At 64.6% G+C, this 16346-nt stretch carries 14 protein-coding genes; 6 read left to right on the top strand and 8 right to left on the bottom strand.

Translation table 11 applies throughout. From position 1 onward, the window contains the following. The 6 genes from PHX69_RS01085 to PHX69_RS01060 form a co-directional block, all read left to right on the top strand. Window positions 1-366 (top strand): TlpA disulfide reductase family protein (locus PHX69_RS01085; RefSeq protein WP_288041938.1); only part of this gene is annotated, 366 nt, incomplete at its 5' end. A 148-nt stretch (window positions 367-514) separates the two neighbouring features. Continuing rightward, a complete protein-coding gene (accB, locus tag PHX69_RS01080) occupies window positions 515-967 on the top strand; it encodes an acetyl-CoA carboxylase biotin carboxyl carrier protein (protein ID WP_119013076.1) in 453 nt (150 codons plus the stop codon). A gap of 48 nt (window positions 968-1015) precedes the next feature. Continuing rightward, window positions 1016-2371 (top strand): acetyl-CoA carboxylase biotin carboxylase subunit, encoded by a 1356-nt coding sequence (accC, locus tag PHX69_RS01075; protein WP_119013077.1) that lies wholly within the window; start codon window positions 1016-1018, stop codon window positions 2369-2371. A 90-nt stretch (window positions 2372-2461) separates the two neighbouring features. After that, window positions 2462-3364, top strand: coding sequence for a 50S ribosomal protein L11 methyltransferase (gene prmA / locus PHX69_RS01070; protein WP_288041937.1), 903 nt, complete (start codon window positions 2462-2464; stop codon window positions 3362-3364). 54 nt (window positions 3365-3418) lie between these two features. Then, window positions 3419-5029 carry a DUF3426 domain-containing protein gene (locus tag PHX69_RS01065; RefSeq protein WP_288041935.1) on the top strand — a complete coding sequence of 537 codons (1611 nt, stop codon included), beginning with the start codon at window positions 3419-3421 and terminating at the stop codon, window positions 5027-5029. A 30-nt stretch (window positions 5030-5059) separates the two neighbouring features. Then, window positions 5060-5962, top strand: coding sequence for a carbohydrate kinase family protein (locus PHX69_RS01060; protein ID WP_119013080.1), 903 nt, complete (start codon window positions 5060-5062; stop codon window positions 5960-5962). Window positions 5963-6035: 73 nt separating this feature from the next. Here the strand turns inward: PHX69_RS01060 and PHX69_RS01055 are convergent, their stop codons facing one another. The 8 genes from PHX69_RS01055 to PHX69_RS01020 form a co-directional block, all read right to left on the bottom strand. After that, window positions 6036-6722 (bottom strand): histone, encoded by a 687-nt coding sequence (locus PHX69_RS01055; RefSeq protein ID WP_288041933.1) that lies wholly within the window; start codon window positions 6720-6722, stop codon window positions 6036-6038. Window positions 6723-6907: 185 nt separating this feature from the next. Next, window positions 6908-8107, bottom strand: coding sequence for a ribonucleotide-diphosphate reductase subunit beta (locus PHX69_RS01050; RefSeq protein ID WP_119013081.1), 1200 nt, complete (start codon window positions 8105-8107; stop codon window positions 6908-6910). Between the two features lie 127 nt (window positions 8108-8234). Beyond that, entirely contained in the window at window positions 8235-11171 is a 2937-nt protein-coding gene (locus PHX69_RS01045) for a ribonucleoside-diphosphate reductase subunit alpha (RefSeq protein ID WP_288041931.1), read from the bottom strand. A gap of 241 nt (window positions 11172-11412) precedes the next feature. Beyond that, window positions 11413-12045 carry a 1,6-anhydro-N-acetylmuramyl-L-alanine amidase AmpD gene (gene ampD / locus PHX69_RS01040; RefSeq protein ID WP_502958450.1) on the bottom strand — a complete coding sequence of 211 codons (633 nt, stop codon included), beginning with the start codon at window positions 12043-12045 and terminating at the stop codon, window positions 11413-11415. Next, on the bottom strand, window positions 12005-13501 hold the full coding sequence (locus PHX69_RS01035; RefSeq protein ID WP_288041929.1) for a sigma-54-dependent transcriptional regulator: 1497 nt from the start codon (window positions 13499-13501) through the stop codon (window positions 12005-12007). The genes ampD and PHX69_RS01035 overlap by 41 nt, the downstream gene beginning before the upstream one ends. Before the next feature lie 14 nt (window positions 13502-13515). Further along, the gene (locus PHX69_RS01030; RefSeq protein WP_119013085.1) at window positions 13516-15234 is read right to left on the bottom strand and encodes a sensor histidine kinase; all 1719 of its coding nucleotides are present in this window, start codon (window positions 15232-15234) and stop codon (window positions 13516-13518) included. After that, window positions 15224-15466 carry a PP0621 family protein gene (locus tag PHX69_RS01025; RefSeq protein WP_119013086.1) on the bottom strand — a complete coding sequence of 81 codons (243 nt, stop codon included), beginning with the start codon at window positions 15464-15466 and terminating at the stop codon, window positions 15224-15226. The genes PHX69_RS01030 and PHX69_RS01025 overlap by 11 nt, the downstream gene beginning before the upstream one ends. Further along, window positions 15463-16260, bottom strand: coding sequence for a cytochrome C assembly family protein (locus PHX69_RS01020; RefSeq protein ID WP_119013087.1), 798 nt, complete (start codon window positions 16258-16260; stop codon window positions 15463-15465). Before PHX69_RS01020 ends, PHX69_RS01025 begins: the two co-directional genes overlap by 4 nt. Window positions 16261-16346 lie beyond the last annotated feature (86 nt).

Here is a 16346-nt window from a genome sequence, read left to right as displayed (position 1 = left end):
CTGGATTTGCAGGCTTTGCGCGGTCAGCCCCTGGTGCTGAATTTCTGGGCCACCTGGTGTCCGCCGTGTGTGGCTGAGTTGCCCTTGTTGAGCAGCTTTTCTCGTGAAAACGCCGCCAACGGCTGGCAAGTGCTGGGTATTGCGGTGGATCAGGCCGCTGCGGTGCGCGCCTTTCTGGATCGGGTGCCGGTGGCTTTTCCGGTGGCGCTGGCACCGCAAGGGGGCATTGCCCTGTCGCGCTCCTTGGGGAATCTGGCCGGTGGGCTGCCGTTTACCGTGGTCTTCGGTGCCGATGGGCAGGTGCGCCACCGTAAAATGGGCCAGATCACCCCCCAGAACTTGAAGGACTGGATGGCCCTGCGCTGATGCGTTGTCATCCCCATGGTTCGCCATCTGGCCATTGCCATCGTTTGGTAGATGGGGTGGTTTAATGAAAAATGCATGGCAAAGACTGTAGTAGGCCGAAATTGGAGTAAATTCGCGCCCTGTTCAGCTTTTAGCCGTTGGAGCTTCCATGGATTTGCGAAAACTCAAAACCCTGATTGACCTTGTTTCCGAGTCGAATGTGTCGGAGCTGGAAATCACCGAAGCCGAGGGCAAGGTGCGCATCGTCAAGAGCGGTGGCGCCGTGGTGCAGCAGTTTGTGGCCGCGCCCGTACAGGCTGCCGCCGCGCAGGCCCCGGTGGTGGTGCCCGTGGCCGAGTTGCCCGCGCCCGTGGCCGCAGCGCCTGCCGGACACACGGTCAAGTCGCCCATGGTGGGTACTTTTTACCGCGCCTCCAGCCCTGGCGCCAAACCGTTTGTCGAGGTGGGCAGCCAGGTCAAAGAAGGCGAAACCATCTGCATCATCGAGGCCATGAAGATCCTCAATGAAATTGAAGCCGACAAGACCGGCACGGTGACCCGCATCCTGGGTGAAAACGGCCAGGCCGTGGAATACGGTCAGCCCCTGTTCGTGATCGAGTGACCGCGCCGATGCTGCAATCGACTCCTGCCGCCTGCCAAGGGTTCGCTTATGTTTAAAAAGATTCTGGTCGCCAATCGCGGCGAAATCGCCCTGCGCATTCAGCGTGCCTGCCATGAGCTGGGCATCAAGGCGGTGATGGTGTATTCGGAGGCCGACCGCGACGCCAAGTACGTCAAGCTGGCCGAAGAAGCGGTGTGCATAGGCCCTGCGCCTTCGCCCCTGAGCTACCTGAACATGCCGGCCATCATTTCGGCCGCCGAAGTGACCGATGCCGAGGCCATCCACCCTGGCTACGGCTTTTTGTCCGAGAACGCCGATTTTGCCGAGCGTGTCGAGAAAAGCGGCTTCCAGTTCATTGGCCCCACGCCCGAGAACATCCGCATGATGGGCGACAAGGTGTCGGCCAAGCAGGCCATGATCCGTGCTGGCGTGCCCTGCGTGCCCGGCTCGGACGGCGAGCTGCCTGACGATCCGGTGCAGATTCGCCGCATTGCCAAGGCCGTGGGCTACCCGGTCATCATCAAGGCGGCCGGTGGCGGCGGCGGGCGCGGCATGCGCGTGGTACACACCGAGGCCGCGCTGGTCAACGCTGTGCAGATGACCAAGGCCGAGGCCGGTGCCGCGTTTGGCAATCCGGCGGTCTATATGGAAAAGTTCTTGCAGAACCCGCGCCATATCGAAATCCAGGTCATTGCCGACAAGCACCGCAACGCGGTCTATCTGGGTGAACGCGACTGCTCCATGCAACGGCGCCACCAGAAGGTGATCGAGGAAGCGCCCGCGCCCGGCATTGCGCGCCGACTGATCGACCGCATTGGCGACCGCTGCGTGGCCGCCTGCAAAAAGATGGGCTACCGCGGTGCGGGTACGTTCGAGTTCCTCTATGAAGACGGCGAGTTCTACTTCATCGAGATGAACACGCGCGTGCAGGTCGAGCACCCGGTGACCGAGTGGATCACCGGCGTGGACATCGTGCGCACACAGATCATGGTGGCGGCGGGCGAAAAACTGCCATTCACGCAGCGCCAGATCAACGCGCAGCTGCGCGGCCACGCTATCGAGTGCCGCATCAACGCCGAAGACCCGTACAAGTTCATCCCTTCGCCGGGGCGCATCACCACCTGGCATGCGCCGGGCGGGCCGGGCGTGCGCGTGGATTCGCACGTTTACACCAACTACTACGTGCCGCCGAACTACGACTCGATGATTGGCAAAATCATCGTCCATGGCGACACGCGCGAACAGGCGCTGGCGCGCATGCGCACGGCCTTGTCCGAGACGGTGATCGAGGGCATCAACACCAACATCGCGCTGCACCGCGAGCTGATGGTGGACGCCAAGTTCATGGACGGTGGCACCAACATCCACTATCTGGAAGAGTGGCTGTCGCAGCGCCAGCGTTGATCGCGGTCTGACACCTGCCAACTGCGGGCCCACACCGAACCTGGTGCGCGGGCCCGCTTTTTGTTTTTGCTGTGCGAAAGGCACCCAACCATGTACGAATTGAGCCTGATGAGCCCGCAAGACCGGGTGGAGCCCGTGAGCGATGCGCTGGACGCGCTGGACGCGCTGAGCGTGTCGGTGGAAGATGCCGACGCCCAGACCGATGCCGAACAGGCACTGTTTGGCGAGCCCGGCATGCCCCCGCCCCAAGAGGGCTGGCAGCGCAGCCGCGTGGTGGCACTGTTCGAGACGGAAGCCGCCGCCAAAGAAGCGGCCGATTTGTTGCAAGCCCAGGATTTTTTTGAGGGCTGCAAGCTGTTATCGCTCGCCCCGGTGGTGGAGCAAGACTGGGTGCGCCTGACGCAGTCGCAGTTTGCGCCGGTAGAAATCACGCCGGAGTTCTGGATCGTGCCCACCTGGCACGAGCCGCCCGCCCAAGCCCGGCGCGTGATCCGCCTTGATCCCGGGCTGGCGTTTGGCACCGGCACCCACCCCACCACCCGCATGTGTCTGCGCTGGATTGCCCGCCAGGCGGCCACGTCGCCGGACGCCGCAGCGGCCTTGGGCCGGGTGCTGGACTACGGCTGTGGCTCGGGCATTCTGGCCATTGCCGCTGCCAAACATGGCGCCACCGAGATTGACGCCGTGGATATTGATCCGGCGGCTGTGGAGTCCACCGTGCGCAATGCGCAGGCCAACAACGCCGCGCTGCACGCCGCCTTGCCCGATGCCGCCCAAGGGCTGTACCAGACGGTGTTGGCCAACATCCTGGCCTCGCCCTTGCAGGTGCTGGCGCCCTTGCTGTGCGCGCATGTGGCGCCTGGTGGCCACCTGGTGCTGGCAGGTATTTTGGAGCGCCAGGCGGAGCTGCTGCAGCAGGCCTACGCGCCCTGGCTGCAACTGCGTGTGGCCGATCAGGAAGATGGCTGGATTCTCATGACTGCACAGCGCTGAGGCCGCGCCCCCCCGCCACCGTAGCGCCAAGCCCCTGCCTACAATCCCCCACCGATGAGCCAGACCACCCGCTGCCCGTCTTGCACGACGATATTCAAGGTCGTCCCAGACCAACTCCGTATTTCGGACGGCTGGGTGCGCTGTGGGCAATGCGAGCAGATTTTTGACGCTGCCGAGCACTTGCAACCTGTGCCGCAGCCCCCGCTGCTACCGGACATGGCGTTCGACAGCCTGCGTTCGCCCGTGGCGCTGGTGCCCCGCACCCCTGAGGTTCCCCAGACCTGGGGTGCTGCGGTGCCCATGCAGCCTCAGCCACCAGTACCTGTGCCCGCACCTGTGCCTGCGGCGGTGCTTCAGGTGCCCGAGGTGGTTATTCCTGCCTTTTTGGCTGTGTCGCCATCCCCGGCGCCTGTGGCTCCCGCTTTGTATGGGGCGGCGCCACTGCCATCCGACGAGGCGTGTGACGCCACAGTAGTGCCTGCGCCGCTGTCCGCAGTGCCAGTGCCGACCCCGGTGCTGGATGCGCCACCAGACAGCACACCAGAGCCATCCGTGGAGCCCGCGCCGCTGCCGCCCGTGCCAGTGGTGGTGCCGGATGTGCCAGGTGCCGACGTGGCCATCGCCGCCCTGGAGGTGCCTGTTGCCCCCGAGGTTCCTGCGGTTGCCGATACCCCGGCGACCGGTGTGGTCGAAGCCGTAGACTTCCCTCCTGCGCCCGTGCCCGTGTCCGTGCAGGCAGAGACACCCGAGCAAGCACCTGCCGAGCTGCCAGGCTACGAATTGCCCAGCGCAGCCCCGCCAGAGTTGAGTCTGGAGTGGCTGGAATTTCCCGAGCCTGAGCGGGCGCCAGAACCTGAGCCTGACCCCGCACCAGACCTGGAACTGGGTCTGAAACTCGACCTGGCGCCCGAGCCTGAACCCCGCTCGGAACCCGATCCAGAACCAGGGTCACACCCCAGTGCCGTGTGCGAGACCACAGACACCACCCTGCCTGACACCACGGCCCTGGCCCCGCTGTTGCCAGGGCAAGCGCTGGCAGCGCATCGCATCGCCCGGCCCAAAGCCGCGCGCGAGAGCGTGCCAGCCGCCGATACGGCATCGGCTGCAACCACCTCTGGTGCCCCTGCACCGGAGGCCGCGCCGGGCGAGGATGAGCCTTCTTTCGTTCGTGCCGCCCGCCGCAAAGCCTTTTGGCGCAAACCCGCCGTGCGGGGGGCTTTGGCATTGGTGGGCGTCCTGCTGTGCTGCACCTGGGCTTTGCAAATGGTGGTGCACCAGCGCCACTACATTGCCGCAGCGCAGCCCCAGTGGCGCCCGTTGTTGCAGGCGCTGTGCGCACCGCTGGAGTGCGTGGTGGGGCCGCACCGCGACATGGCTGCCGTGGTGGTCGAGAGCTCCTCGTTCAACCGGGTGCAAGGCGATGTGTACCAGTTCGCTGTCACGCTCAAGAGCCGCGCCGATGTGCCCCTGGAGGCACCGGCGGTAGAGCTGACCCTGACCGATGTGAGCGATCAGCCTGTCTTGCGCCGCGTGTTCTTGCCGCAGGACTTTCGCGCCCCCGACCAATTGCCCGTCCAGGGTGAATGGAGCGCCTCGTTGCTGGCCCGGCTTGCCCTGGGAAACACCACCGTGGCGGGCTACCGGGTGCTGGCTTTTTACCCCTGAAACGGCCTTTGGCCAGAATAAACTTTTGACATGGCAGTCCTGATTTGCGGTTCCTTGGCGTTTGACACCATCATGAATTTCGAGGGCCGCTTTGCCGAGCAGATACTGCCCGACCAGCTCCACATCCTGAACGTGTCTTTTCTGGTGCCTTCCCTGCGCCGGGACTTTGGCGGCTGTGCGGGCAACATCGCCTACGCGCTGCAACTGCTCGGTGGCACGCCCTTGCCCATGGCCACGGTGGGCAACGATGGCGCCGAGTATGTGCAGCGCCTGCAGTCCCAAGGCATCAGCACGCGCCACATCACCCAGGTGCCTGACACCTATACGGCGCAGGCCATGATCATGACCGACCGTGACAACAACCAGATCACGGCCTTCCACCCCGGCGCCATGGTGCAGGCCCATGTCAACCACGTCGAGGCTGCGCCGGGCGTGGCGCTGGGCATCATTGCCCCCGATGGTCGCGATGCCATGTTGCAGCATGCCGCCGAGTTCAAGGCCGCCGGTATCCCCTTCGTTTTTGATCCAGGCCAGGGCCTGCCCATGTTCTCGGGCGAGGAACTTGCCGCGTTTGTCGAGCAGGCCAGCTGGGTCACCGTCAACGACTACGAGGGCAAGATGCTGTGCGAGCGCACTGGCTGGAGCCTGGCAGACATTTCGCGCAAAGTGCGCGGCCTGGTGGTCACGCTGGGCGCTGAAGGCTGCGACGTCTGGGAGGCCGGTGTGGTCACGCGGGTGGCCCCTTGCACCCCGGCCCAGGTGGTGGATCCCACCGGCTGCGGTGATGCCTGGCGCGGCGCTTTGTTGTTGGGGCTGGAGCGCGGCTGGCCGCTGGTGCGCTGCGCGCAATTGGGCAACCGCATGGGCGCACTCAAGATCGCGCAGCGTGGACCGCAAAACTACGTGCTGGACTTTGTGCCAGACGTGGATTGACGCGGCCAGCACCCGCAGCACCATAAAAAAGCCCGGCACATTGGCCGGGCTTTTTTGATGGCGCAGTGCCCGTTCAGGGCTTGGTGCCTGTAGGGAAGGGCCAGGCCGCTTTGGGGTTGAGCGTGGTTTGCGCGACGGGGGCCGTGGCTTTCACGGCTTTCTTGGCTGCCGGGGCTTTGGCTGGGGCGCTTTTGGGGGCAGCCGCTGGGCTGGCCTTGGGGGCACTGGCTTTGGGTTCAGCCTTCGCAGGCGCAGCCTTTTTTTCTACCGCAGTGACAACCTTGGCCGTGGCCTTTTTCGGGGCTGCAGCGGCTTTCTTGGCCACTACGGCTGCTTCTTTGGCAGGCGCTGTCTTGGCAGGAGCTGCTTTGGGGGCGGGCGCTGCCTTGGGGGCTGCAGCCACGGCCTTTTTGGCGGGCGCAGCCTTTTTAGCGGTGACTGCCTTGGTGGCGGGTGCTGCTTTTTTGGCCGCTACAGCGGGAGCCGCAGGCGTGATGTCCGCAGCGACAGTGGCCACCTTGGGGGCTGCTGCCTTCTTGGCAGGTGCCGCTTTTTTGGCAACCGTGGCTTTCACAGGCGCTGCCTTTTTGGCAGGCGCCGCAGCTTTCTCAGGCGCCGCAGCCTTGGCTGGGGCGGGGGCTTTGGCGGCACTCACTACCTTGGCCGCAGCCTCTGTCTTTGTCGGCGCGGCTTTTTTTGCCGCAGCGGGTTTTTTCAGGGGCTCGGCCTTGGGGGCGGCCGGTTTTTTTGCAGTTGCCATCATGTTCTCCTTGGGTCGATGAGCACAGAGCACTCCTGGCCTTCTGTGGGCCCGGAGAGTTTCATGGGGTTGGAAAACAATCCATCTCCATGAACGAGGAAACGCCTCACAGCGCTGCCACAAAGCGTGCAGCGGTTGCGAAGCGGGGGGTAAAAAGCCATGGTCGGGGTGCCAATGTGCGCGCGTCAATCCCAGGACAGGGCACCGCCCGACTGGTATTCGATGACGCGGGTTTCAAAGAAGTTGCGCTCCTTTTTGAGGTCGATCATTTCGCTCATCCAGGGAAATGGGTTTTCCTCGTTCGGGAACAGCGTTTCCAGACCGATTTGCGTGGCGCGGCGGTTGGCGATGTAGCGCAGGTAGCCTTTGAACATGGAGGCGTTCATGCCCAGCACGCCGCGCGGCATGGTGTCTTCGGCGTATTTGTATTCCAGCTCCACCGCTTTCATGAACAGCGCCTGGATTTCTTCTTTGAACGCGGGCGTCCAGAGGTGCGGATTCTCCAGTTTGAGCTGGTTGATCAGGTCGATGCCGAAGTTGCAGTGCATGGACTCGTCGCGCAGGATGTACTGGTACTGCTCGGCGGCGCCGGTCATTTTGTTCTGGCGGCCCAGCGCCAGAATTTGCGTAAAGCCCACGTAAAAGAACAGCCCTTCCATCAGGCAGGCAAACACGATCAGGCTTTTGAGTAGCGTTTGATCGGCCTCGGGCGTGCCGGTTTTGAAGGCCGGGTCCATGATCGCCTCGATGAAGGGGATCAGGAACTCGTCCTTGTCACGGATGGACTGCACCTCGTTGTAGGCGTTGAAAATCTCGCTCTCGTCCAGCCCCAATGATTCGACGATGTACTGGTAGGCGTGGGTGTGGATGGCCTCTTCAAACGCCTGGCGCAACAAAAACTGGCGGCACTCGGGGGCCGTGATGTGGCGGTAGGTGCCCAGCACGATGTTGTTGGCCGCCAGCGAATCGGCTGTGACAAAGAAGCCCAGATTGCGTTTGATGATGCGCCGCTCGTCGTCGGTCAGGCCGTTGGGGTCTTTCCAGAGCGCGATGTCGCGCGTCATGTTCACTTCCTGCGGCATCCAGTGGTTGGCGCAGGTGGCCAGGTACTTTTCCCAGGCCCATTTGTATTTGAAGGGCACCAGCTGGTTCACATCGGTCTGGCCGTTGATGATGCGCTTGTCGGCTGCATTCACCCGGTGGTGCTGATTCGCTCCTGAATTGATAGCTGGTTGCGCGCTCTGGTTGGGCGCTGGAGCCCTGTTTGACGATAAATCGGATGCGGTGTAAAGCGGGCTCGCCTGTGCCTGCAGGCGGGTGTGGTGCAGACCGCTGTCCAGTGAATTTGGCGATGGGGGAGTGACTTCTTCGTCCCAGGTCAGCATAAATATTCCAGTGCTCAGATTATGAGAGCAGCGCATGCAAATGAAAAGCGCCCAAGCGCCGCGCTGCCATGATTTTTTGTGGTGTGGGCGGTGCGCCGCCGGGGGATGGCGGCGCACACGAGCGTGGTTACTGGCAGGCTTCGCAGGTCGGGTCGTCGATGGCGCAGAACTGGATGTCGGTGGCTGGCAGCGCAGCGCTGGCCGGTGCGCCCATGGTGGCCTTTTCTGGCGTGCTTTCGGGCGCACGCGCGGGGCTGGTGCCTGCATTGCCGCCCGACGACACGGCATTGAGCTGGCGCGTGTGCACGGTGCTCATTTCGACGTGGGTGGCGCTTTGCGTGCGCAGGTAGTAGGTGGTTTTGAGGCCGCGCAGCCAGGCCAGTTTGTAGGTGTCGTCGAGTTTTTTGCCCGATGCACCGGCCATGTAGATGTTCAGGCTTTGCGCCTGGTCGATCCACTTCTGGCGGCGCGAGGCGGCCTCGACCAGCCACTGCGGCGCTACTTCAAAAGCCGTTGAATACAGCGCCTTGATGTCTGGCGGCACGCGGTCGATCGGGTGCAGCGAACCCTTGAAGTGCTTCAGATCCATCACCATCACGTCATCCCACAGGCCCAGGCGCTTGAGGTCGCGCACCAGACGCTGGTTGATCACGGTGAACTCGCCCGACAGGTTGGACTTGACCGACAGGTTGCCAAAGCACGGTTCAATGGACGCATCCACCCCGACGATGTTGGAGATGGTGGCTGTGGGGGCAATCGCCACGCAGTTGGAGTTGCGCATGCCGTCCCGGGCGATTTTTTGGCGCAGGGCATCCCAGTCCAGGGTGCTGGAGCGGTCTACTTCGACATGGCCGCCGCGCGCCTGTGCCAGCATGTCCAGGGTGTCCAGGGGCAACACCCCTTGGCTCCACAGCGAGCCTTGGTAGCTGGAGTAGCGCCCGCGCTCGGCGGCCAGCTCGGTGCTGGCCCAGTAGGCGTGGTAGCAAATGGCTTCCATGCTGCGGTCGGCAAACTCCACCGCTTCGGGCGATGCGTAGGGAATGCGCAGCTCGTACAGCGCATCCTGAAACCCCATCAGCCCCAGGCCCACGGGCCGATGGCGCAGGTTGGAGTCGCGCGCCTTTTTGACGGCGTAGTAGTTGATGTCGATGACGTTATCGAGCATGCGCATGGCCGTGGTGATGGTCTTGCGTAGCTTGACCAGATCCAGCGTGGGTTGGCCATCGGCGCCGGTGGTGAGGTGGCGCGGCAAGTTGATGGAGCCCAGGTTGCACACCGCCGTTTCGGTGTCGCTGGTGTTCAGGGTGATTTCGGTGCAGAGGTTGGACGAATGCACCACGCCCGCATGCTGCTGCGGCGAGCGCACGTTGCAGGCGTCCTTGAACGTGACCCAAGGGTGGCCGGTCTCGAACAGCATGGTCAGCATCTTGCGCCACAGGTCGGTGGCCTGCACCGTGCGCGTGTGGGTGATTTCGCCGCGCGCCACCTTGGCTTCGTAGGCCACGTAAGCAGTCTCGAAAGCGCTGCCGAACAGGTCATGCAGGTCGGGCACATCCGAGGGTGAGAACAGCGTCCAGTGGCCTTTTTCCAGCACGCGGCGCATGAACAGGTCGGGAATCCAGTTGGCCGTGTTCATGTCGTGGGTGCGGCGGCGGTCGTCGCCGGTGTTTTTGCGCAGCTCCAGAAATTCTTCAATATCGAGGTGCCACGTTTCCAGGTAAGTGCAGACGGCGCCCTTGCGTTTTCCACCCTGGTTCACCGCTACCGCTGTGTCGTTGACTACCTTCAGGAACGGCACCACGCCTTGCGATTCACCGTTGGTACCTTTGATGTGGCTGCCCAGGGCGCGCACGCGTGTCCAGTCGTTGCCCAGGCCACCGGCAAACTTGCTCAGCAGGGCGTTTTCTTTGATGGATTCGTAGATGCCGTCCAGCTCGTCAGGCACGGTGGTCAGGTAGCAGCTCGACAACTGCGAGCGCAACGTGCCGCTGTTGAACAGGGTGGGTGTGCTGCTCATGAAGTCGAAGCTCGACAGCACTTCGTAAAACTCGATGGCGCGCGCTTCGCGATCGATTTCATTGAGCGACAACCCCATGGCTACGCGCATGAAAAACGCTTGCGGCAGCTCAATGCGGCTTTTGCGCACGTGCATGAAGTAGCGGTCATAGAGCGTTTGCAGGCCGAGGTAGTCAAATTGCAGATCGCGCTCGGCTTTCAGGGCACTGGCCAGGCGGGGCAGGTCAAATTGCAGCAGCCGCTCGTCCAGTAGCTGGTGGTCTACGCCTTTCTTGATGAAGCCCGGAAAGTAATCCACATAGCTTTGCGCCATCTCCGAGGGGGCCACTTCGCGCCCCAGCACTTCGCGGGCGATGGTGTGCAGCAGCAGCCGTGCGGTGGCGTAGGTGTAGTCGGGGTCTTTTTCGATCAGGGTGCGCGCGGCCAGGATGGAGGCTTTGTGTACCTCGTCGATCGGCACGCCGTCGTAGAGGTTGCGCAGCGTCTCTTGCACGATGGGTTCGGCATGGACGTCGGCACCCAGGCCCGCACAGGCAGACTCGATCAGACCGCGCAGTTGCGCCATGTCCAGCGGCACACGATCGTTGCCATAGAGCACGTGCAGCGTGTGGGTTTGCGGCGCCTGTTGCTCTGCCTGGCGCGCGCGCTCTTGGGCCCGGCGTTCGCGGTAGAGCACGTAGGCACGGGCGATTTCGTGGTGGTCGCTGCGCATCAGGCCCAGTTCGACCTGGTCTTGCACGTCTTCAATGTGGAAGGTGCCGCCGCCGGGGCGTGAACGCACCAAGGCCCGCACGACGTTGTGTGTCAGGACGTCCACCACTTCGCGCACGCTGGCCGATGCCGCGCCTTGCGTACCCCGCACAGCCAGAAACGCTTTCATCATGGCCACGGCAATCTTCTGCGGCTCAAACGGCACGACGGCTCCGTTGCGCCGGATGATCTGGTAGTGGGCCAGACTGGCATCCGTAGCTTGTGGCGCCTGTGGTGCACTGGCGATGGCAGGGCTGCCAGCGGCAGGCGTGGAAGGGGTGTTCAAGACAGCTTGCATGGTTTTTGGGGGGGGTAGAAGGCAGGGATTGGCTATAAGGCAGTAAATGACAAATTTCACTACCTATAGTGTTTGAATTTTTTTTAAACACTACCGGTAGTGTAGTCGCAACTGCTGGCCTCTGCGTCTCGAACGGGTATTGCACTGCGCCGATGTGCCTGTCCATGGCGCAGCCCAGCCACCCGGCGTGGGACGGCTGCGGTGCTACAGGGGAGGCGGGCGTGGGCGTATGCCCGGGCACTCAGGGGTGTTGGGTGGGGGTGTGCGTGGCTGCAGGAAAGCGGGCTGCATCCCAGGGCAGCAGGCGTTGCAGGTGCTGCCAGTCAAACCCCGCGCCGGGGTCGTGTTTGCGGCCGGGTGCGATGTGCTCATGACCGGCGATGTGGGCAATTGGGTAGCGCGCTGCCAGATCGTTGCACAGCCGCGCCAGGGCGGCGTACTGCGCGGGCTCAAAGCACTCGCCCTCCAGCCCTTCCAGCTCTATGCCGATGGAGTCGTCGTTGCACTGCTGGCGGCCCCGGTAGCTGGAGGCACCGGCATGCCAGGCGCGCTGGTCGCAATCGACGAATTGCCAGAGCGCGCCATCCCGGCGGATGAAAAAATGGGCCGACACCTCCAGGCCGCGAATGCCTTGGTAGTAGGGGTGTGCATCCCAGTCCAGCGTGTTCGTGAACAGGGCAGGCACACCGGGCCCACCGTATTGGCCCGGCGGCAGGCTGATGGAATGCACCACGATCAGATCGACCTGGGCGTGCGCGGGCCGCGGGCCGTAGTTGGGCGATGGCTGGTGTGTGGCAGCCGCATGCCAGCCTGCGTGCCACACCGCAGGGGTGTCAGGGGGCATCGTCTTGGTCTGCGCAGGGTTCGGGGTCATGGGGAGCGACGATGTTCAGGCGGGCAATGCGGTAGCGGATTTGGCGCAGGCTGATGCCCAGGCGCGCTGCCGTGGCCGTGCGGTTGAACCCCATGGCGTGCAGTGCGCGCACCAGGATGTCGCGCTCTTGCTGATCTAGCCAGGCTTGCAGGTCGTCGGGCAGATCGGCATCGGCGGGCAGCGTGGGGGATGGTGCCGGTACGGGGGGGGGCGTGTGCGGTGGTGGCGCTGTGCCAGGCGTGCCGGAAATGCCATCAAGGTGCAGCTTGTCGCCATCGCTGAGGGCCACGGCGCGGTGCAGCAGGTTCTCCAGCTCGCGCACGTTGCCCGTCAGCGGGTAGCTGGCGATGGCGCTGAGCGCCGCAGGCGTCAAGGCGGGCGGGGTGATGCCAGATTCGCTGGCTATGCGTGCCAGCAGGGCCTGGCACAGCGCTGGCAGGTCTTCGCGGCGCTCGCGCAGGGGTGGGATGACGATTTCGATGACGTTCAGGCGGTAGTACAGGTCTTGCCGAAAGCGCCCTGCTTGCACATCGGCTGCCAGGTCGCGGTGGGTGGCGCTGACGATGCGCACATCCACCGTTTCTTCCTGTGTGGAGCCCAGGGGACGTACGCTGCGCTCCTGGATGGCGCGCAACAGCTTGGACTGCATGGCCAGTGGCAGATCGCCGATTTCGTCCAGGAACAACGTGCCGCCCTGGGCCGCCTGAAAGTAGCCCAGCCGGTCTTGCGTGGCGCCGGTGTAAGAGCCTTTGCGGGCGCCAAAGAACTCGGCCTCCAGCAGGTTTTCAGGGATGGCGCCGCAGTTCACGGCCACCAGCGGGCCGCTGGCGCGCTGGCTGCTGGCATGCAGGGCCTGGGCCACCAGCTCTTTGCCCGTGCCCGATTCGCCATGCACCAGCACCGGCGCCATGCCCCGGGCCACTTTGAGTACCCGTTGTTTGACGTTGCGCATGGCCTCGGAGTCGCCCACCAGGCGTTCCAGGGCAGTGTTGGCGGTGCCGGTCTCTGCCAGGGGAGCTGGCGCGGCACTGGCGCTGCGCATGTCTGGTGTGCGTGGGCTGCTGCGCGGTGGCGGCACGCCGCCGCTGCCTTGCACGGCGGACGCCACCACCAGCCGGAACTGCTTCAGATCGACCGGCTTGGTCAGGTAATCGAAGGCGCCGCAGCGCAGCGCCTCGACAGCGTTTTCGGCGGAACCGTAGGCCGTCATGACCACGCAGCGTTCGCGCCGCTGCTGGTCGCGCAGGTCTTGCAGCAGTTCCATGCCAAAGCCGTCGGGCAGGCGCATGTCGCTGATCACCACGTCAAAGCGCAGGGTTTGCAGTTGCTGGCGGGCCTCTTGCAAGGTGGCCGCGGTTTCCACGCGGTAGCCCTCGCGCAGCAAGGTCAGCTCGTAGAGGGTGCGCAGGTCGGGCTCATCGTCAACAACCAGGATGGAGGCGGCAGGGGCATTCATGGCAAGGTGGCTCGTTAAACGACGATGGTGTCGAACAGGGAGGCGGAGCCCTTCAGGCGCCCCGCTTTGCGAAAGCCCACGGTAAAGGCATTGCCGCCGGTGGGGCCGCGTCCGGTGGTGCGGTCCAGGCGCTGGTAGCTGATGGAGGCGCCATGGCGCTCGCACAACTCGCGGCAGATGTATAGGCCCAGCCCGCTGGAGCGGCTTTCGGACGAAAAGAAAGGCTCGAACAGGTGCTTTTGCACCGATTGGTCCATGGGCGTGCCATCGCTCCAGACTTGCAAGCTGACCTGGCCCGAGGCGCTGACCTGGGTGTGCAGTTGCAGCGCATCGGGGGCGTCGCTCTTGTAGCGCAGGGCATTGTCCAGCAGGTTGACCAGCACGCGGCGCAGGTGTTCAGCATCGAACTCCACGGGCGCGTTGTCGGCTTGCAGCGCCACCAGCGCCTGGCGCCGTGCCGGGTCGTGGCTTTGCCAGTCGTGCCAGATGTGTGCCACCGTTTCGTCCAGTGCCAGCGTGCTGGCAGGGGCATGGCTGATCTGGTGCTGCACGCGGGCAATGTCCAGAATGTCTTCGGCAATGCGGGCCAGGCGCTCGGCGTTTTGCCGCACCATCTGTGCCAGGCGCTTTTGTGCGGGGTCGTGCAGGTCTTCGTCCAGCAGCGCATTGGCCTGGGTGATGGCGGCCAGCGGGTTGCGGATTTCATGGGCCACGGCGGCGGACATGCGGCCCATGGCGGCGAGTTTTTCGGTGCGCAGCCGCGCCTCCAGGGCGCGCAGATCGTGCAGGAACATCACGCACAGACGTTCGCTGGACACATCTGTCCCCGCCTGGCGGGTGGGCGTGAGCCAGGCACGCACATGCAGCCCCACCGGGCTTTGACCGGGCGAGAGCAGGGTGACATCAGCCACCTGTGCGGCATCTTGCTGGAAGGTGCGGTGCGCCAAGGCACGCAGGGGGTGCCAGGCCGCAGTTTGCTCCAACGAAAACGGCGGCAGCAAAGCCGCAGTGTCGCCCAGCAACTCCCGCGCGGCCGGGTTGGCCATGCGCACGGTGTTGTCCTCGTCCACCACCAGCACGCCATCGGTCAGGTTCTGTATGACCAGCGCACTGACCTGGCGTTGCACCAGCGCTGCACGGCGGTTGTGCAGGGCCACTTGCCGTTCGCGCACCAGCCGGATCGAGAGCTGGTGCACCAAAAAGGCCACGATGAAATAGCCCGTTCCGGTGAGCGCTGCTTGCAGGTAGCGCTGCGAGGCATCGCCGCCTGTGGTTTCGCCCAGCCACCAGGCCCAGGCCAGCAGCAGCAGCGTGGCGCAGGCGGTGGTGCCCAGGGCCAGGGTGAGGGTGCCGAGCACGGCGGCCATCAGAATGGGCAGGCCGAGCAAGGCCGTGAAATTCATGCCCCCGGTGTGTAGCCATTGCAGCACGCACACCGCAGCCAGGTCCACACCGATCGAGGGCAGCCACTGCGGCCCTGCCTGCGGTTCGGGCGGTGCATGGCGCCCCAGAATGCGCACGGCCAGCGTGGCCGCCAGATAGGCCGCTGACACCGCCAGCGGCCAGGGATCGGCGTTCTGGTTGATCAGTTGCCCCAGCGCTTGCAGCAGCAGCAGGGCCAGTGCCACCATCACGCGCCCCGTCAAAAAACCATGCCACAGCCGCAGAAACGGTGTCTCCTCCAGGTTGGGCGAGAACGGGGGGCGGGTGTCTGGGGCGGTGTTAGCCGGCATGGGGGGGCCGGTGCTCGGTGCAGCAATAGTGGTTGGCGCCGTGTGCCAGTGCTTCAGTGCGGGGCACATGCAGGCCGCAGTGCGCGCAGGCCACCATATCCTGCGGTGCCGCCAGGGGGCGCGTGGCCCCTTGGCGGGCCGCATCCGTGTGGCTGCGCATTTGCGCGCGGCGCTGGCTGCGCCACCAGCCATAGGCCAGCACCAGAACCACCAGCAATACCAGGTATTTCATGCGCTGCGCCCCAGCACCACTTCCAGCACAAAGCGCGATCCCACATAGGCCAGCAGCAGCAGCGCCGCGCCCGCATACAGCAACCGCCCAGCGCTGCGGCCCCGCCAGCCAAACCGCGAGCGCCCCAGCAGCAGCGCCGCCAGCGTCAGCCACGACAGCACCGAGAACACCGCCTTGTGGTCCCAGCGCCAAGCGCGGCCATACAGCACCTCGGTGAACAGCATGCCCGCCAGCAGCGTGGCCGTGAGCAGCACAAACCCGGCGGTGATGAAGCGAAATGTCAGCCGCTCCAGCGTCAGCAGCGGCATACCGCTGTGCGTATCGACGGCCAGGCGAATGCGCCGCTCGGCCCGCGCCATCAGCAGGGCATGCACCACGGCGGCCGCCAGCAGGCCGTAACTGGCCACGCCCAGCGCCAGGTGCAAGGGCAGCCAGGCCGAAGCCGACACATGCAGCGGCTTGCCCGGAAACACCAGCGCCAGCAGCACCGCTGCCGCGCCCAGCGCGGCCAATGCCCAGCGCGCCTGCAATTGCGGAAACCACTGGCGCTCTACGGCGTACACCGTGAGCACCAGCCAGGCCGTGATCGACAGCGCCGGGGCAAAACCAAAGCGCGGCGTAGCGCCGAGCATGCCCCACGCCAACACCCCCGCATGCAGCACCCAGGCTGCCCACAGCGCGTTGCGCGCGCCCGCTGCCTGTAGCCGCGATGCGGCCAGCGCTGGCACGGCATAGGCCGCTGCGGCGGCCAGTCCAAGCAGCCAACTGAGCAGGGATGCACTGGGTAAAATCATGCTGCACAGTTTACCTTTCGCCCGCTGCACGCAGCCCTGGCCCACCACCCGCCGCCGCCTCTGGCCGCGGGGCTACCCGGAACACC

It is taken from the genome of Simplicispira sp. (assembly GCF_028687295.1).
GTDB classification, from domain to species: Bacteria; Pseudomonadota; Gammaproteobacteria; order Burkholderiales; family Burkholderiaceae_C; genus Simplicispira; species Simplicispira metamorpha.
Note: the sequence above shows the minus strand (reverse complement) of the source record. Positions and strands in the feature narration are given on the sequence as shown.